Source organism: Arthrobacter sp. Hb9-2, assembly GCF_059091165.1.
Genome location: NZ_JBNHGJ010000042.1, coordinates 16899 through 34590 on the forward strand (window position 1 = coordinate 16899; position 17692 = coordinate 34590).

Genomic DNA, 17692 nt, shown 5'->3' on the forward strand with positions numbered 1-17692 from the left:
ACTTCCGGGATTTCGGCAGGCTCAACTCCCGGGCGCTATTCAGGAAGTTGAGACCGCCTGAAAATGTTTTTCGATCAGCCCCTTGATGTCCTCGTGGCAGCCGCCGCAGCCAGTGCCGGCCCGGGTGGCCTTGGACACCTCGGCCACGGTTGAGCAGCCTTCCTCCACCGCGCCCGCGATGGCCGCCCCGCTGATGCCCGCACACCGGCAGACGGTTCCTTGGGGATCCGCCGCCGCACCCGGGAGCTGGTCCGGCCCGTCGAGGCGGAGCAGCAGCGACCTGTCGGCGGGGAGTTCCGCGCCGCGTTCAAACAGGCCGACCAGCTCGGCCGCGGTCCGCGGCATACCCACGGCCACGATGCCCTCCAGGACGCCGCCGCGGGTGGTCATCTTCACATAGCGGCCGTGTTCCGGGTCCGCCCACTGGGCGATCTGCAGCCGGGGCCGGCCGTTGACGGCACCGGCCGTGAGGATCTCCTCGTCCCACGGTTCAGCAGTGTTGTCACCAGCCACAGCCATGTTCATGCCGCGTGCCTTCAGGACAATGACGCCGGCCTGCTCGGCCGGCAATTCCGGCAACAGCTCTGCTGCCTCTGGAGCAGCGGACGCCAGGAGCGTGAGGTACTCGGCCAGCCATTCGGCCTGGCGCCACCCGGGTCCGACCAGCCCGGACGGGCCTTTGGCGTTCCGGCACTGCGCGCAGTCCGGATCGGGGCAACGGACTTCGGCGCAGTCGCCGATGGCGAAGATGTGCGGTTCGTGGTGGGCCCGCAGCCGGTGGTCCACCAGGATCCCGGCGGAGGTGGAGAGCCCGCAGCCCTCTGCCAGTTCCGTCCGGGGACGGACGCCGCACGAGATGACCAGGAGGTCGCCGTCGATCGCGGAGCCGTCGTCAAGCAGCAGGGCCGAGAACCCGCCGTCGGTCCCGTTGTGCTCCACCCCGGTGGAGCGTGCGTTGCCGGCCATCCGGACGCCGCAGCGCCGGAGGCTCGCAGCCAGGACGGCGCCGCCGCCGCGGTCGATGTTCCGGCCCAGCGGGTGGGGCCCGTTGTGGACCACCGTGACGGTGGCGCCTTCTTCCGCAGCGGCCATGGCCGTCTCCAGCCCGAGCACGCCGCCGCCCAGGACCACCACCCGTTTGCTGCCGTCCACAGCCTGGCGCAGCACCTGAGCATCACGGAGGTCGCGGAGCGCAGTAACTCCCGCGGGGAGGACCGGCGAGGTGGGATCCGGGTTGATGCCGGTCAGGTTGGGAATCACCGGACGCGAACCGGTGGCGAAAACCAGCCGGTCGTAGTGCGCCACGGCACCGTCGGACAGGAGGACCTGCTGCCTGGCACGGTCCACGCGGCGGACCCGTACGCCAAGCCGGACGTCCACGCCCTCGGCAGCCAGGGCGTCGGGGTCGGAAAGCGCCAGGGCGTCCGCGGTGGTCCGCCCCACGCCGAGGTCGGCAACCAGCACGCGGTTGTACGCGGCTTCCGCCTCCGCGCCCACAACCGTGAGGTTCAGGGAGCCGCTGCGGACGGCAGGCAGGAGTTCATCAACCAGCCGGGCAGCCACCGGTCCGAATCCTACGATGACAACTTGCTCGCTCATGAGGCCTCCGTCGTTTGAAGCACGCTGGTTGAAACGGGGGTGGCAGCCGGCCGGACCCACACTTTGTTGAACTTGAATTCGGGCATCCCGGAGATGGGGTCCGTGGCGGCCTCGGTGAGACGGTTGGCGCTCTCCAGTTCCGGGAAGTGGAACGGCAGGAAGACCGTGTCCGTGCGGATTGCTGTGCTGAGCTCAGCCCGGCACAGCACCTCGCCGCGCTCATTGGCCACCGAGACGAGGACGCCTTCGGTGATGCCCATGGCGGCCGCGGCGGCAGGATGGAGCTGCAGCTTGGCCTCGGGCCGGGCCTCCAGCAGTTCAGCCACGCGGCGGGTCTGCGCGCCGGACTGGTAGTGCTCCAGGAGGCGGCCGGTGATGAGGGTCATGGTTTTCGCGGCCGGAGCTGTGGCGTCCCCAAGGGGGGTCCCGGCGGGAGTACGACGGCGGCGGGGCGTCACCGGGGTCATCACGGCTTTGCCGTCGGCGTGGGCGAACTTGTCCTGGAATAGCCTTGGGGTTCCCTTGCTGCCCGACGGATAGGGCCAGTAGGCCGCTTCGCCGCGGTCCAGCATGGCGTAGTCGATGCCGGAGTAGTCTGCGAGTCCGCCGGCTGAAGCGAGCCGGAGTTCCTCGAACACTGTTTCCGGGTCTTCGCTGTACGTGGACGGGGCGTCGAGGGCTTCAGCCAGCCGTGCCATAATCCAGAGCTCGCTGCGGGCTCCGGCGGGCGGGGTGAGGGCGCGGCGGCGGCGGAGGACGCGGCCTTCGAGGTTGGTCAGCGTGCCTTCCTCCTCTGCCCATTGCAGAACGGGAAGTATGAGGTCTGCCTCAGCCGCAGTCTCGGACATAAAGAAGTCGCAGACCATCAGGAAGTCCAGGCTGCGCAAGCCGTTGATGACAGCGTTGGCGTCAGGGGAGGCCACCGCGATGTTGGAGGCGTGGACGAAAAGGCAGCGGACGCCGTCGGGCTTACCCAGTGACTGAAGCAGTTGGACTGCCGGCAGGCCGGGCCCGGGGATCAGGTTTTCCGAAACGCCCCACACCTTGGCTACGTGGGCGCGGGCGGCGGGATCGGTGATCTTGCGGTAGCCGGGGAGCTGGTCCGCCTTCTGGCCGTGCTCCCGGCCGCCCTGGCCGTTGCCCTGGCCGGTGAGGGTGCCGTAGCCGCTGCGGGCCGATCCGGGCAGGCCGAGCAGGAGGCTGAGGTTGATGGCAGCCGTGGCGGTATCAGTGCCGTCCACATGCTGCTCCACGCCACGGCCGGTGAGGATGTAGCTGCCGCCCTTTCGCGCACCCTCAGCGAGCCGGCGTGCGGTTTCACGGATGAGTTCAGCCGGGACGCCGGTGATGGACTGCACCCGTTCCGGCCAGAAGGAGTTCACACTGCGGGCCACGGCGCTGTAGCCCGAGGTGCGTTCCTCAAGAAAGGTGGTGTCCATCAGGTTCTCGTGGATGACGACGTGGGAGATGCCCAGCAGGAGGGCGAGGTCGGTTCCAGGGAGGGGCTGGAGGTGGAGGCCGCCGCCGTCGGCGGTAAAGGCAGCCGTGGCTGAGCGGCGCGGATCCACCACGACCAGCCCGCCGGCGTCGCGCGTTCCCTTCAGGTGCTGGACGAAGGGCGGCATGGTTTCGGCCACGTTGGAACCCAGCATCAGGATGGTGCTGGCGGTGTCCAGGGCTTCGAGCGGGAAGGGCAGGCCGCGGTCAACACCGAAGGCCCGCATCCCGGCGGCCGCAGCCGAGGACATGCAGAACCGTCCGTTGTAGTCGATGCGAGAGGTTCCCAGGGCGAGCCGGGCGAACTTGCCCAGCATGTAGGCCTTTTCGTTGGTGAGGCCGCCGCCGCCGAAAACGCCCACTGAGTCCCGTCCGTAGCGGGCGCGGGCGTCCTTAACGGCGGACACCGCAAGGTCCAGGGCCTGGTCCCAGCTGATGGGGCGGTGGACGCCGTCGGCGCCCTTCAGGAGTGGTTCGGTAATCCGGCCCGGGTGGTTCAAAAGGGTGGCGGAGGTCCAGCCCTTGCGGCAGAGGCCGCCGCGGTTAGTGGGAAAGTCCCGGCCGCTCACCTCGAGGAGTGCCTTGGCGGGCGCCCCAAGGCCGGGCCTCCCGGCTGCCGGCGGTGCTGACACGGGGACTGACCCCGGCTGGGAAGCCGGGGCCAGTTCCGCTGGAGACGTGAGCGTCATGGCGCACTGCAGGGCGCAGTAAGGGCAGTGCGTGTCGGCGCTTTTGGTCATGTTAGACGTGTCCCATCGCATTTCGGTTGGCGTTGCGGATGTAGAAGGCCCAGCAGACAACCAGCATCAGGACGTAGGCCCCGACGAATCCGTAGAAGGCCGGTGTGTAGGATCCGCTGGCGGTGTTGGAGGCGTTCAGCACCTGCGGGATGACAAAGCCGCCGTAAGCGCCGATGGCCGAGATGAGGCCGAGGGCGGAGGACGCGAGCCGCTGGGTCTGCACGGTGCTGGCTCCGGTCTTCGCGGCCCGGCTGGAGGTGGCGAAGATGATGGGGATCATCCGGTAGGTTGCGCCGTTGCCGAAGCCGCTGGCGGTGAAGAGCATCAGGAAGAGGACAAGGAAGAGCCAGAAGTTCTTCAGCGGCAGGGTCCAGATCATGGTGAGGGTGATGATGGCCATGGAAGCGAAGGCAGCCACGGTCATGCGTGCGCCGCCCATCCTGTCGGCCATGCGTCCGCCATACGGCCGTGCCAGGGAGCCGACCAGCGGGCCGAGGAAGGCCAGCGAGAGCGCCACGGTGCCTACTCCGATCGAGGAGAAAGCCGGGAAGTAGTCCTTGATGAGCTTGGGGAACACGCCGGCGAAGCCGATGAAGGAGCCGAAGGTGCCGATGTACAGCAGTGCCATGATCCACAGGTGTGGTTCCTTCAGCGCAGCCACCGAACCCGCGATGTCACCCTTGGCGCTGGTGAGGTTGTCCATGAACTTCCAGGCGCCGAAAGCGGCCACCAGGATGAACGGCACCCACATCCAGCCGGCCATGGGCAGGTTGACGGTGCCTACGGCCAGCAGGGTGATCACGATCGGGACAGCGAGCTGTGCGACGGCGGCACCCATGTTGCCGCCGGCGGCGTTCAGGCCCAGCGCCCAGCCCTTTTCCCGGGCGGGATAAAAGAAGGTGATGTTGGCCATGGAGCTGGCGAAGTTTCCGCCACCGAAGCCCGCGAGGGCCGCCACGAGCAGCATGACACCGAACGGGGTTTCCGGGTTGGAGACGCACAGTGCCAGGCCGATGGAGGGGATCAGGAGGAGCAGGGCGGAAACGATGGTCCAGTTGCGGCCGCCGAAGCGGGGGACCATAAAGGTGTAGGGGATGCGTAGGGTCGCACCGACCAGGCTGGGCATGGAGATCAGCCAGAAAATCTCGGAAGTGGAGAAGTTGAAGCCTGCAGCGGGCAGCTGGACCACCACGATGGACCAGAGCTGCCACACCACGAAGCCGAGGAACTCGGCGAAGATTGACCAGTTGAGGTTACGGCGCGCAATGGTGCGGCCTGCGGATTCCCACTGCTCCTTGTTCTCGGCATCCCAGTTGGCGATCCAGCGGCCGGGACGGAATTCAAGTACGGGTGCGTCTGTGGTGCGGGTAGAGCCGGGCTGTGCGCTGGCGGATGCGGCGGTTCCGGGCCTTGCGGTTTCGTCCAGATCAAGGGAATTGCCGGGTCCGGCATCAGCGGTGCGGTCAACAGTCACGGGGTACCTCCTTCGGGGGATGTTGTTCCTCCACGGTAGGGACACCGCGTTTCACGGACAGACGATGTTTGTTAACGCGCTGTGACATTTGCCTATCGGCGGCCCGGGACGGACGTGAGGCAGGGGGGAAGGCCACACAGTGAGACGCACGGCACATGTCCGGATAGTGGACCTTTCGTCCATTCACTGGACCGCGGGAACTAATATTGAACTCTAACTATTTCGAGCCGGGCCTGAAGGCGCGGCCTGGCCGGTTCTCACGAAAGCGTTTACCTATGTCATCCCCCAATACCTCCACGGTGCCCGGACCGCCGCAGCCGGTGAACTCACGCGGCCGCGTGATCGTCGCCAGCCTGATCGGCACCACGGTTGAGTTCTACGACTTCTATGTCTATGCGACGGCGGCCGTACTGGTTTTCCCGCAGCTGTTCTTCCCCAACCAAAATGAAACCACCCAGCTCCTGAGCTCCTTTGCCGTCTTTGGGGTGGCATTTATTGCCCGCCCGCTGGGCTCCATCGTTTTTGGACACTTTGGGGACAAGTTCGGCCGCAAGGGCACCCTGGTGGCATCCCTGCTGACCATGGGTATTGCCACGTTCCTGATCGGCTGCCTGCCCACCGCGCTGGTACCTGGCTGGGGATTCTGGGCTCCGGCACTGCTGGTGGTTATGCGGTTCGCCCAGGGCCTGGCCCTGGGTGGCGAATGGAGCGGCGCCGCGCTGCTGGCCACGGAGAACGCTCCTGCCAACAAGCGCGCCATCTACGGCACCTTCCCGCAGTTGGGCGCCCCCATCGGCTTCATCATCGCCAACGTGATTTTCCTGGTCTTCAGCTACGCACTGTCCCCGGCTGACTTCCAGTCCTGGGGCTGGCGCGTGCCGTTCCTGCTGAGCGCCGTTATGGTCATCATCGGCCTCTACGTCCGCCTGAAACTGATCGAAACCCCGGCCTTCACCAAGGTCCTTGAGTCCAACGAGGTGGCTAAGCTGCCCCTGGGTCGGGTGTTCAAGACGAGCTGGCGCCAGCTGATCCTTGGCACGTTCATCATGCTTGCCACGTACGTGCTCTTCTACCTGATGACCACGTTCACCCTGACCTACGGCACCCGCCCCTCCAGCCTCGACGCTGCCAGGGCCGCCGCCGAGAAGGCCGGAAAGCCAATGACCGAGGCCGCCGCGGCTGCCTTCGTTCCCGGCCTGGGCTACTCCCGGAACGACTTCCTGTGGATGCTGATCGCCGGCGTCGTGTTCTTCGGAATCTTCACGCTGGTCTCCGGACCGCTGGCTGAGAAGTACGGCCGGCGCAAGATGCTTCTGGCGGTCACGGGCGGGATCTTCGTCTTCGGCCTGCTCTTTGTCCCGCTGTTCAGCGGCGGATTCATTGGCACCATGGCCCTGCTGGTCATCGGCTTCTCCCTGATGGGCCTGACCTTCGGGCCGATGGGTGCGCTGCTGCCGGAGCTGTTCCCCACCAACGTCCGCTACACAGGATCGGCTGTGAGCTACAACTTCTCTAGCATCCTGGGCGCAGCGGTGGCTCCGTTCATTGCCGTGGCGCTTTGGGAACTGGCGGACGGCAGCCCGGTACTGGTGGGGATTTACCTGACCGCCATGTCCGTGCTGACCCTCATCGCCCTGTTCGTGAGCAAGGAAACCCGCGACGTGGACTACGAGAACAACGTGGCCTGACATATCGCCCTTGATTGATCAGACATGCCCGGCGTGGTCTACGGACCCGCCGGGCATTTCTATGTCCCCGAGGCGTAATGGGCCACGAAATTCTTCAGGATGTTCATCGGCTCGGCGACGGTGAACTGCCGGGCCTGCGCCATTAATTCCTCCGCCGACTCTGGCGGAAAGTAGCCGGCATGGCGGTAGATGTCGATCCTCGTGACGAGACCGTCCACGTCCAGTTCCGGGTGGAACTGGGTGGCGTAAAGGTTCCTGCGGACGCGGAACATCTGGACCGGGCAGGCGGCGGACCGGGCCAGCAGCACGGCGTGCGGCGGCAGGACCGTGCAGGCCTCCTTGTGCCCTGTGAAGGCGGTAAACCTCCTGGGCATGCCGGCCAGCACTGGATCCTCCAGGCCCGCGTCGGTCAGCTCAATCTCTGCGGCGCCGAGTGGTTCTCCGAAGGTTCTGTCGATCACGGCGCCCTGGTGCGTTCCGAGGGTGCCAACGCCATAGCAGGCACCGAGGAACGGGAAGTCACGGGCAACTACCTGGTCCAGGAGGCCGGACAATTCACGTTCCACCCGGTGCTGCGTCGGAGTCTTGTGCTCGGGCGGGTCGCTGGACGTGAACGGGCTGCCGCCCACAATCACCCCCGAGTAATCCGCGAGGTCCAGCTCAGGCAGGGGAGCGGCCTCCATTCTGATGCGCCGCAGCTCCTGGGGCTCCAGTCCGCCGTAGCGGAGATAGGCGGCGTATTCGTCCTCGGCGGCGGCGTCTTCGGCCCTTGACGCCAGGAGCAGGAAAGGCAACATCTGCTAAGTGTGCCTTTTCCGGCAGAACCTGTCAGCTGTTGGCGGGCTGGCTCAGGGACCGGCGGGACTGCGGCCGGGCAGCGGGATCAGCGTGGCGGTGCACAAGCTTCCAGTACCCTTCCTCGCGGCGGAAGACGCTGGTCACGCGGAGCGCGAACTCCTCGGCGACGGCGGCGCCGTCCAGCCGCGCGCGGAAATGTTCCGTCTCCACCAGGAAAGCAGTGTCACGCGCGGTGTAGGACGTGATGGTGTCGAATCCGAGCATCTCGCCGTCCTGGAACTGGCGGGCAGCCTGGTCCAGCCGGGCTTCCACCTGCGCCCAGCCGCGGGCAATGCCGCCGAAAGGGTTCGCCAGCGTCACGTCGTCAAGCCGGGAGTACAGTTCCTTGACAGGTCCGGGGTTGCCCCGGGTGATTTCAGGGACGGCCAGATGGTAGCGGTCCACTTCTTCTTCAAAACTTGGTGCGAGCATGGGGGCCTCCGGCGCTTGCTAGTCTTCGATGGTGGCGATGACGGCGCCGGCTGACACCGTTTCCCCGGGTGTGGCGGTGAGGCCGGTGATGGTTCCGGAGCGGTGTGCCGTCAGCGGCTGCTCCATCTTCATCGCTTCGAGGACCACAACGAGGTCTCCCTCGGCCACAACATCGCCCTCCGCCACGGCCACCTTGACGATGGTGCCCTGCATGGGGGAAGTCAACGCGTTGCCGGTCGCTGCTGCCGTACCGCCCGAGCGGGAGCGCTTCTTCGACTTGCCTGCTTTGGGCGCAGTGCCGGCCGAGCCGGTTCCCACGGAACCGAGCGAGCCCGGGAGTACTACCTCAAGGCGTTTGCCGCCCACTTCAACCACCACGCGCTGCCGCTCTTCGGCGTCCACATCGGTGCCGGCGCCGTCCGGAGTCCAGGCCGGGAGGTTGTTGACGAACTCGGTCTCGATCCAGCGCGTGTGGACGCTGAAGGGGCCCTCGGGTGGCGCGAATGCGGGGTCCGAGACCACGGCAAGGTCGAACGGGATCACCGTCGGGATGCCCTCGACCACCATCTCTTCGAGGGCGCGGCGGGCCCGCTGCAGGGCCTGCGGCCGGCTGGCACCCGTCACAATGAGCTTGGACAGCATTGAATCGAAGTTGCCGCTGATCACGTCGCCCTGCTCCACCCCGGAGTCGATGCGGATGCCAGGGCCGGTGGGGTTCTTCAGGACCCGGAGCGTGCCCGGTGCCGGCAGGAAGTTCCGGCCCGGGTCTTCGCCGGTGATCCGGAATTCAAAGGAGTGGCCGCGAACCTCGGGATCGTCGTAGCCGAGTTCCTCGCCGCGGGCCAGGCGGAACTGCTCACGCACCAGGTCGATGCCGGTGACTTCCTCGGAAACGCAGTGCTCCACCTGCAGGCGGGTGTTCACCTCAAGGAAGGAGATGGTGCCGTCCTGGCCCACCAGGAACTCGCAGGTGCCGGCGCCCAGGTAACCGGCCTCTTTCAAGATGGCTTTGGAGGACTCGTACAGGCGGCGGTTCTGCTCCTCGGTAAGGAACGGGGCGGGCGCCTCTTCCACGAGCTTCTGGTTGCGGCGCTGCAGCGAACAGTCGCGCGTGGAGACCACCACAACGTTGCCGTGGGCGTCCGCCAGGCACTGGGTTTCCACGTGGCGGGGCGCGTCCAGGAAGCGCTCGATGAAGCACTCGCCGCGGCCGAAGGCAGCGGTGGCCTCACGGACAGCGGATTCAAAAAGTTCGGGAATCTCGTCGCGGCTCCGGGCCACCTTGATGCCGCGTCCGCCACCGCCGAAGGCTGCCTTGATGGCCACGGGCAGCCCGTACTGGTCCACGAAGTCAAGGATTTCCTCGGCGGACTTGACGGGGTCCGCGGTGCCGGGGACCTGGGGTGCGCCCACCTTCTCTGCGATGTGCCGGGCCTGGACTTTGTCGCCGAGGGCGGAGATGGCCTCTGGGGACGGACCGATCCACGTGATGCCGGCCTCGATCACGCGGGCAGCGAACTGTGCGTTTTCGGCCAGGAATCCGTAGCCGGGGTGGATGGCATCGGCACCGGACTGGCGCGCGGCATCGATGATCTTGTCCATCACCAGGTAGGACTCGGCAGCGGTGTTCCCGCCGAGCGCATAGGCCTCATCAGCAAGGCGGACGTGCAGCGCGTCGCGGTCTGCGTCGGCGTAGACAGCAACGGAGGCGATGCCTTCATCACGGGCGGCGCGGATGATGCGTACCGCGATTTCACCGCGGTTGGCGATCAGCACCTTCGTGAGGGTCGACTGCGTGGGACGTACGGACTGCTCCAAATTTGCTGACAAGGCGTCTCCTTCTTTCCTTCAGGGAGCCTAGCGCGGTTTTGAGGGTTCCGCCGATATTACTTGCGGAATCCGCGTGTAAAGAGGTCATGCTTTGTAGGGAAGCTACAAGACGCCCCGAATTGACCCCGCTTTATGCCGCCTGCCAGAGCTCAGTGATGCGCACCTGCGCCTGGGCGAGCAAACCGCGGAGCGTGGAGACGGAAAGGCCGACGACGGCGTGCGGGTCGCCGTCGACCTTTCGGATGAAGGCCCCGCCGAGGCCATCGATGGTGAAGGACCCGGCGCAGTGCAGCGGCTCACCGGTGGCGATGTAGGCGTCTATCTCCGCCGTATCCATGTCCAGGAAGGAAACCTCCGCCGATGCCACCGTCCCAAGGGTGGCGCCCGTGCCGGGGGCTGCGCCGTCGTCGGGGTCTGTATCGCGGCAGTCCACCAGCCAGTGCCCCGTATGCAGGACTCCGGCGTTGCCGCTCATCCGCAGCATGCGCTCACGGGCGACGGCGGCGGTGTACGGTTTGCCATGCGCCTCGCCGTCGAATTCGAAGACGGAGTCGCACCCGAGTACCAGCGCCCCCTCCGCTTCCGGCAGCGCCGCCACAGCCTCCGCTTTCGCCCGGGCCAGCAGCAGTGCGGTGTCGTGCGGGTCGGTGACGCCGTACCGCGCCTGTACCGCCTCCTCATCGACGTCCGACACCAGGACCGTATGCTTGATGCCGGCCTCGGCGAGGAGTTTGGTACGGGCGGGGGACTGGGAAGCGAGAATCAGGCGGACCACAGTTTCAGCCTAGTGGACCAGCGCCTTTGGTGCCGGGGCCGCCTCGGGCCGGCTGAGCTTGGCGCCCTCCACATCGACGTCCGGCAGGATCCGGTCCAGCCAGCGGGGGAGCCACCAGGACTTCTCTCCCAGCAGGTACATCACGGCAGGAACGATGGTCATGCGCACCACAAAGGCATCAAGCAGCACGCCGAACGCCATCGCGAAGCCAAGCGGCCGCACCATGGTGAGGTGGCTGAAGATGAAGCCGGCGAAGACACTGACCATGATGATCGCCGCCGCCGTCACCACTGCTGCTGCATGCCGGAATCCCACCCGGACCGCCTGCTTGGCGGAGGAACCGTGCATGTACGCTTCGCGCATTCCGGAGGCAATGAACACCTGGTAGTCCATGGCCAGTCCAAAGAGCACGCCGATCAGGATGATGGGCAGGAAGCTCAGGACGGCGCCGGGGTTGGCGACGTCGAACACGCCTCCCAGCCAGCCCCACTGGTACACCGCCACCACGGCCCCGAACGCAGCGGCGAGGGAGAGCAGGAAACCGCCCGTTGCGAGCAGTGGGACAACGATGGAGCGGAACACCAGCAGCAGCAGGATCAGGGAAAGCCCGACGACGATCGCCAGGTAGGGCGGCAGGGCGTCACCGAGCTTGGTGGAGACATCCACGTTCCCGGCAGTCTGCCCCGTCAGGCCCATCGCCACGTTGTACTCGGACTGGATTTCGTCGTTGAGGCCGCGCAGTTCCGAGACCACCTGGACCGTGCTGGCACTGGCCGGTCCTTCTTCGGGGATGACCTGGAAGACTGCGGTGCGGCGGTCGTCACTGAGGGCGACCGGTACGGCGGCCACGACGTTGTCCACGGCGCGGAGCTTGTTTGCGACGTCGTACTGGAGCGCCTGTGCCTGGGCCTCGTCCAGATCCGCCGGGAACTCGCCCACGGCCACGATGGGGCCGGTGACGCCTTCGCCGAAGCTCCGCGCCGTGAGGTCGTAGGCCTGGTAAGCCTCGGAGTCCACCGGCTCGGAACCGCCGTCGGGCAGTGCAAGCTGCAGTTGGGTGGCGGGCAGTGCAAGGGTGCCCAGGAGGAACACACCGGCCAGGAGTGCCAGCACGGGATGCCGGGTGACGAGGCCGCCCCAGCCACGGGTGCTGCGCTCGCGGTCCTGGGCTTCATCGGCCGCTTCATGGCCAGGTTGGGCATTGTGGGCGTCTGCTTTGACCCAGGCGCGCCGGGAGATGATGCGGCGGCCAATCAGGGACAGCATGGCCGGGGTGAGCGTGATGGCCACCAGTACGGCCACTGCTACGGTTCCGGCCGCGGCCAGGCCCATCACGGCGAGGAAGGGCAGACCCGGCACTACCAGTGCGGCCAGGGCGATGATCACCGTGAGGCCCGCGAAAACCACCGCGTTTCCTGACGTGCCGGTGGCGCGTGCTACCGATTCCTCCTGTGCCATGCCGGCAAGGAGTTGCGTCCGGTGCCGGTTGACGATGAACAGTGAGTAGTCGATTCCCACGGCCAGGCCCAGCATGAGGGCCAGCATGGGGGAGATGGAGCTCATGTCGAAGAGGCCGGAGAGGGCGAAAGTGATTCCGACGCCCACGCCGACGCCCACCACTGCCATGAGCAGCGGCAGCCCGGCGGCGATCAGCGTCCCCAGCATGATGATCAGCACCAGGGCCGCGACGGCGATGCCGATGACCTCTGCGGCGCCGAAGAGTTCCGAAATGTCCTCGGTGATTTCCTTGCTGGCGTAGGCGGTGACGCCGGCTGCGGAGGTCTCATGGGCGATGTCCTGGACCTGCTGGCGGACGTCGGGGCTCAGGCCGTTTATGGAGGTGCTGAACTGCACCTGCGCTACGGCGGCGCGGCCGTCCTCGGAGACGAACCGGATGGCCGAGGAAGCTTCTGCCTGGCGCTTGCCCAGTTCCAGCTTCGCCTTGCTGGCTTCCAGTTCCCGGGCGCCGGCGTCGAGCTTTGCCTGTCCTTCCCCGAGCACAGCTTGTTGCCCGCCAAGCTGTGCCTCGATGAGGGCTGCCGGGGCGCCGGCTGCAGCCAGCTGCTGTTCGGCGGCTGCAAGCTGCGCCTTGCCGGCGTCCAGCTCGGCGCGGGAGGCCTCCAATTGTGCCTGGCCCGCCGCAAGCTGCTGTTCGCCAGCGGTAATGGCCTGTCCGGCCTGGTCCACCTGCGCTTGGGTGGCGAATGGATCCACCGTGCCGCGGACGTCCGGGACGGTCTCAAGCTTCTTCAGCGCGTTGGTGACTGCGGCGCGGCTTTCGGCGGTGAACCCGCCGTCGGGTGCTTCAAAAACGATGGTGGCGGTGCCGCCGGATGCTGAGGGAAGCTCTTCCTTCAGCTTGTCCGCGATGCGCTGGGTTTCGGTGCCCGGAATCTGGAAGTTGTTGGACAGCGTGCCGTGGAAGGCAGCGGCCGAGCCACCCACGGCCACAAGGATGGCCAGCCACAGCGAGATGACCAGCCAGCGGCGGCGGTAGGAGAACTTGCCCAGGCGGTAAAGGAGCAGTGCCATGAAGGGAAACCGATCTGATCAGGAGGAACGGGAGTCTGAACGGGTAGAGGTAGGGGGCTGAACTGCCGTGAAACCGGACCCCAGGAGCGCCATGGCGTCGATCAGCAGTTGCCGGAGTTCGGCGAGCGACGCCGGTGAGAGGTCGGCACCGCGGCGGGCGAACCAGACTTCCATGGCCGCTTTGCCGCAGGAAATCACGGAGCCCGCCAAGGCACGGAGGTAGAGCTCGTCGTCGGCGCCGGGCGTTCCGGTGGCGCGTTCCCTGGCCACCGCGGTGATCTGTTCCCGGCAGTGGTCCCACGCTTCAAGTTCCGAGTGGGCCATCAGGGCGCTCTGTTGGGTGAGGGTGAACAGCTCGGCCAGCGGGGCAACGGTCATGGGATCTGCGAGGGCCATCAGGGCTGCCTGGGCCGACTGCAGGATCGGTTCCTCGGCCGGGCGGAGCCGAAACTGCTGGATCGCGTTGTCCAGGAAACCGTGGGTGACCGAAGCGAGGGCGGCGTCGGTGCTGCTGAAGTAATTGAAGAAGGTGCGCCGGGAAATTCCCGCGGCATCGGCGATGTCCTCCACGGTGAAGCTTCCGGGGCCATGGCTTCGCAGCAGCGAAAGAGCGGCTTCGGTGATTGCCTGCCGGGTGGCAGCCTTGTTCAACTCGCGCCGGGAGGGGCTTGCAGGCGAGGGGGCCGCCGGGCTGAGGGAAGGGGTCACGCTCTTACACTATGTGCAAGTTTGCACTGTGGGCAAGTTTTGTCTGCCCGCTTTCACAGCTGGATGAAAGGTTCCGAACAGCTCTTCCAGAACCTGCGCCGGGATGCTGGTGGTGCCTCGGAAGAGGCGAACCATCAGCAGCCGTCACCGACGGCGGATCCAGGAGACACAAAAATGTCACGCACAAAGAAAATGACCCTCGGCCTGTCAGCCACGGCGCTGGCCCTTGTTGGCGGAATCGGAGTTGCCGGCATGGCCTCCGCCACCACAACACCGGCTCCCGCACCCAGTGCCAGCTCCAGCGCATCCGCGGACGGGAGCACCAGCACCGCGGGAGGAGGCATGGGCAAGCACGGCAGCCGCGGTGGGGAGCGGGGCATCGCACAGGCATCCGCGCTGGCGGAAAAGCTCGGGGTGGAGGAAGCCAAAGTGACGGAGGCGCTGCAGGCCTTCCGTGAAGCGAACAAGCCCACAACCCCGCCCACGGAAGGCACGAAGCCCGATGCCGCCACCCGCGACGCAGCCTTGGCCACATCACTGTCCGGAACCCTGGGCATCGAGGAGTCCAAGGTCAGCGCAGCCTTGGCCGAGCTCCGCGCTGAGAAGCAGGCAGAGAAGGCCGCAGCCCTCAAAACGCGGCTGGACCAGGCCGTGACGGACGGAAAGCTGACGCAGGCCGAGGCTGACGCCGTGACCAAGGCGGTGGAAAACGGCGTCATCGGCGGCGGCCGCTGACCTGTTGACGGCATGAAAAAGTCCCCGGGAAAATTCCCGGGGACTTTTTCTACCGCAGTAGTGAGCGCAAGACCCTTAGGCCTTCGCGTCCGCCAGTTCGCGCGCTGTGGTGTCCGTGGAGGTTCCGTCGGATGGGGCGGCAGCGGCGGTGTCCGCAGTGTCGTCAGCAAAAGGGGTGCCGTTGCGGGGTGCGTTGTACAGCTCCTCGTCCAGGATGCCCTGGCGCTTGGCCACGATGGTGGGGACGAGCGCCTGGCCGGCGACGTTCACCGCGGTGCGGCCCATGTCCAGGATGGGATCGATGGCGAGGAGCAGGCCGACGCCGGCAAGCGGCAGTCCCAGCGTGGAGAGGGTCAGCGTGAGCATCACGACGGCGCCGGTGGTGCCGGCTGTTGCGGCCGAGCCCAGGACCGACACCAGTGCGATGAGCAGGTACTGGCTGAAGTCGAGCTGGATGCCGAAGAACTGTGCGACGAAGATGGCGGAGATGGCGGGGTAGATTGCCGCGCAGCCGTCCATCTTGGTGGTGGCGCCCAGCGGCACGGCGAAGGAAGCGTACCCGCGGGGGACACCGAGGCTGCGTTCGGTCACACGCTGGGTCAGGGGCAGGGTGCCCACCGAGGAGCGGGAGACGAAGGCCAGCTGGACGGCGGGCCACACGCCGGAGAAGTACTGCCTGACCGACAGTCCGTGGGTGCGGACCAGGATGGGGTAGACCGCGAAGAGGACCAGGGCCAGGCCTACGTAGATGGCGAAGGTGAACTTGCCCAGCGAGCCGATGGTGTCCCAGCCGTAAACAGCCACGGCGTTGCCGATGAGGCCCACGGTACCCAGCGGTGCGATGCGGATGATCCACCACAGCACCTTCTGGATGACGGCCAGTGCAGAGGCGTTCAGGTTCAGGAACGGCTCTGCCGCCTTGCCCACCTTGAGTGCGGCAACACCGACGGCGATGGCGATCACCAGGATCTGGAGCACGTTGAAGCTGACAGAGGTGGTGACGGCGCCGGACTCGGCAACGGTGGAGCTGGCACCCAGTCCGAGGAAGTTCTTGGGGAAGAGGCCTACCAGGAAGGCCCACCAGTCACCGGACTTGCCGGAGTACTTGGCTTCCTCGGTGATGCCGGTGTTGGCGCCGGGCTGCAGCAGGACACCCAGGCCGATGCCGATCAGCACGGCGATCAGGGAGGTGATGGCGAACCACAGCAGGGTGTTCCACGCGAGCTTGGCGGCGTTGGACACCTGGCGGAGGTTGGAGATGGAGCTGACGACAGCGGTGAAGATCAGGGGCACGACGGCGGTCTGCAGCAGGGACACATAGCTGGACCCGATGGTCTGCAGTGTGGCGCCGAGGCCATTGGGGCTGGCTTTGGTGCTGCCGGTGTACTTGGCCAGCAGGCCGAGGCCAAGCCCGACGATGAGGGCGGCGATGATCTGGAAGCCGAACGAGCCAGCCCACTTGGGGAGCTGGAAGCCGGTCTTTCCTGCGGATTCTGAGGGGCGGGTTTGAGTGCTCACCCGATTACGTTAGGGCCCGGCCACATATCACGGCGAACGAACATTGAGAAATATTACGAGGCCAAAGTTGCAGCAGCAGGAAAAAATCCCCGTTGAATCAAGGGTGTGAAGGCGCTTTGTTAAGTATTCCCGCCCCCGCTGTGGTTAATGTCTCCCAAAGTGGACACAAGGGGCCCATCCGGCAGCGTGCTCCCCACCGGCTCCCTAACCTCGCAAGCTCGGCCAGGGAACCCTGCCGGCGTGGGCCCAATCAGTGAAGGTCAGAGCAGTGCCCGCCGCAGGGTGTCCAGGCCGACTGAGCCGATGTTCAAAGCCCTTGTGTGGAACTCTTTCAGGTCGAAGCCGGGACGGGCTTCGAGTTCTGCGCGGATCTGTTCCCAGAGGCGCTGGCCTACCTTGTAGGAGGGTGCCTGGCCTGGCCAGCCGAGGTATCGGGTGAACTCGAAGTTGAGCTGTCCTTCGCTGATGGGGAGGTTTTGTTTCAGGAACTCGTAGCCCTTGTCCGCAGTCCAGGTGCCGGAGCCCCAGCGTTCGGGGACTTCGAGTTCGAGGTGGACGCCGATGTCGAACACCACGCGGGCGGCGCGCATCCGCTGCATGTCCAGCATGCCCATGTGGTCACCGGGATCGTCCAGGTAGCCCAGTTCCTGCATCAGCTTCTCGGCATAGAGTGCCCAGCCTTCGCCATGGCCGGAGGTCCAGCAGACGTTCCGCCGCCACTTGTTCAGCAGTTCGCGGCGGTAGGTGGCAGTGGCCACCTGGAGGTGGTGGCCGGGAACGCCTTCATGGAACACCGTGGTGGTCTCGGCCCAGGTGGTAAAGGTATCCTCACCGGCAGGGACGGACCACCACATGCGGCCGGGACGGCTGAAGTCGTCCGACGGGCCGGTGTAGTAGATGCCGCCCTCATCGGTGGGGGCGATGAGGCACTCGAGTTTCCTCATAACGTCCGGGATGTCGAAATGGACGCCGGCCAGCTCCGCCACGGCTTTGTCGGAGAGTTCCTGCATCCACTCCCGCAGCGCCTCCTTACCCTTGAGCTGGCGCGCGGGATCATTGTTCAGGATGTCCTTGGCCTCGGCGATGGTGGCACCGGCCTTGATGGTGTGCGCCACTTGTTCCTGCTGGGCGATGAGGCGGTCGAGTTCCTCCACGCCCCAGGAATAGGTTTCCTCCAGGTCCACGGTTGCGCCAAGGAAGGAACGCGAGGCCAGCGCATACCGGGCCCGGCCCACGGCGTCCTTTTCAGGCGCGGCGGGCAACAGCTCGGTCCGCAGAAACCCGGCCAGTCCGGCGTAGGCGCTCCTGGCGGCGGCAGCCCCGGCGT

At 66.3% G+C, this 17692-nt stretch carries 13 protein-coding genes; 2 read left to right on the forward strand and 11 right to left on the reverse strand.

Features of this window, described 5'->3' with window-relative positions; translation table 11 throughout:
• Positions 1-39 precede the first annotated feature (39 nt).
• From AC5RV1_RS18785 to AC5RV1_RS18795, 3 genes are read right to left on the reverse strand one after another with little or no spacing between them, the layout of a single operon-like run.
• Positions 40-1599: an FAD-dependent oxidoreductase gene (locus tag AC5RV1_RS18785; protein ID WP_493995596.1), complete on the reverse strand. Its 1560-nt coding sequence runs from the start codon at positions 1597-1599 to the stop codon at positions 40-42.
• Complete coding sequence (locus AC5RV1_RS18790; RefSeq protein WP_493995597.1) at positions 1596-3836, reverse strand: molybdopterin oxidoreductase family protein; 2241 nt, start codon at positions 3834-3836, stop codon at positions 1596-1598. The genes AC5RV1_RS18785 and AC5RV1_RS18790 overlap by 4 nt, the downstream gene beginning before the upstream one ends.
• Position 3837: 1 nt before the next feature.
• A complete protein-coding gene (locus AC5RV1_RS18795; protein WP_493947382.1) occupies positions 3838-5310 on the reverse strand; it encodes an MFS transporter in 1473 nt (490 codons plus the stop codon).
• A 275-nt stretch (positions 5311-5585) separates the two neighbouring features.
• On the opposite strand from AC5RV1_RS18795, the gene AC5RV1_RS18800 reads away from it, so the two are divergent.
• Positions 5586-6998, forward strand: coding sequence for an MFS transporter (locus tag AC5RV1_RS18800; RefSeq protein WP_493995598.1), 1413 nt, complete (start codon positions 5586-5588; stop codon positions 6996-6998).
• 59 nt (positions 6999-7057) lie between these two features.
• On the opposite strand, the gene AC5RV1_RS18805 is transcribed toward AC5RV1_RS18800, so the two are convergent.
• From AC5RV1_RS18805 to AC5RV1_RS18830, 6 genes are all read right to left on the reverse strand, one after another.
• Entirely contained in the window at positions 7058-7795 is a 738-nt protein-coding gene (locus tag AC5RV1_RS18805; protein ID WP_493995599.1) for a glutamine amidotransferase, read from the reverse strand.
• A 31-nt stretch (positions 7796-7826) separates the two neighbouring features.
• Positions 7827-8267: a YybH family protein gene (locus AC5RV1_RS18810; RefSeq protein ID WP_163164330.1), complete on the reverse strand. Its 441-nt coding sequence runs from the start codon at positions 8265-8267 to the stop codon at positions 7827-7829.
• 18 nt (positions 8268-8285) lie between these two features.
• Positions 8286-10097: an acetyl/propionyl/methylcrotonyl-CoA carboxylase subunit alpha gene (locus tag AC5RV1_RS18815; protein ID WP_493995600.1), complete on the reverse strand. Its 1812-nt coding sequence runs from the start codon at positions 10095-10097 to the stop codon at positions 8286-8288.
• 130 nt (positions 10098-10227) lie between these two features.
• Positions 10228-10872, reverse strand: a complete 645-nt coding sequence (locus AC5RV1_RS18820; RefSeq protein WP_493995601.1) for a Maf family protein — start codon at positions 10870-10872, stop codon at positions 10228-10230.
• 9 nt (positions 10873-10881) lie between these two features.
• Positions 10882-13404 carry an MMPL family transporter gene (locus tag AC5RV1_RS18825; RefSeq protein WP_493995602.1) on the reverse strand — a complete coding sequence of 841 codons (2523 nt, stop codon included), beginning with the start codon at positions 13402-13404 and terminating at the stop codon, positions 10882-10884.
• Positions 13405-13422: 18 nt separating this feature from the next.
• Positions 13423-14112: a TetR/AcrR family transcriptional regulator gene (locus tag AC5RV1_RS18830; protein WP_493995603.1), complete on the reverse strand. Its 690-nt coding sequence runs from the start codon at positions 14110-14112 to the stop codon at positions 13423-13425.
• 174 nt (positions 14113-14286) lie between these two features.
• Between AC5RV1_RS18830 and AC5RV1_RS18835 the strand changes: the two genes are divergently transcribed.
• Positions 14287-14847, forward strand: coding sequence for a hypothetical protein (locus AC5RV1_RS18835; RefSeq protein WP_493947374.1), 561 nt, complete (start codon positions 14287-14289; stop codon positions 14845-14847).
• Between the two features lie 75 nt (positions 14848-14922).
• Here the strand turns inward: AC5RV1_RS18835 and AC5RV1_RS18840 are convergent, their stop codons facing one another.
• Together AC5RV1_RS18840 and AC5RV1_RS18845 are read right to left on the reverse strand one after the other, a co-directional pair.
• On the reverse strand, positions 14923-16365 hold the full coding sequence (locus tag AC5RV1_RS18840) for a dicarboxylate/amino acid:cation symporter (RefSeq protein ID WP_493947373.1): 1443 nt from the start codon (positions 16363-16365) through the stop codon (positions 14923-14925).
• A gap of 260 nt (positions 16366-16625) precedes the next feature.
• Positions 16626-17692: DUF885 domain-containing protein (locus AC5RV1_RS18845; protein ID WP_493995604.1), on the reverse strand; the 1067-nt coding region annotated here is incomplete at its 5' end.

What these genes read in the sequence shown, in the direction of transcription:
- AC5RV1_RS18805 (WP_493995599.1), bottom strand. Translation starts at nt 7,795, where the DNA reads ATGTTGCCTTTCCTGCTCCTGGCGTCAAGGGCCGAAGACGCCGCCGCC.
- AC5RV1_RS18825 (WP_493995602.1), bottom strand. Translation starts at nt 13,404, where the DNA reads ATGGCACTGCTCCTTTACCGCCTGGGCAAGTTCTCCTACCGCCGCCGC.
- AC5RV1_RS18785 (WP_493995596.1), bottom strand. Translation starts at nt 1,599, where the DNA reads ATGAGCGAGCAAGTTGTCATCGTAGGATTCGGACCGGTGGCTGCCCGG.
- AC5RV1_RS18810 (WP_163164330.1), bottom strand. Translation starts at nt 8,267, where the DNA reads ATGCTCGCACCAAGTTTTGAAGAAGAAGTGGACCGCTACCATCTGGCC.
- AC5RV1_RS18835 (WP_493947374.1), top strand. Translation starts at nt 14,287, where the DNA reads ATGTCACGCACAAAGAAAATGACCCTCGGCCTGTCAGCCACGGCGCTG.
- AC5RV1_RS18800 (WP_493995598.1), top strand. Translation starts at nt 5,586, where the DNA reads ATGTCATCCCCCAATACCTCCACGGTGCCCGGACCGCCGCAGCCGGTG.
- AC5RV1_RS18790 (WP_493995597.1), bottom strand. Translation starts at nt 3,836, where the DNA reads ATGACCAAAAGCGCCGACACGCACTGCCCTTACTGCGCCCTGCAGTGC.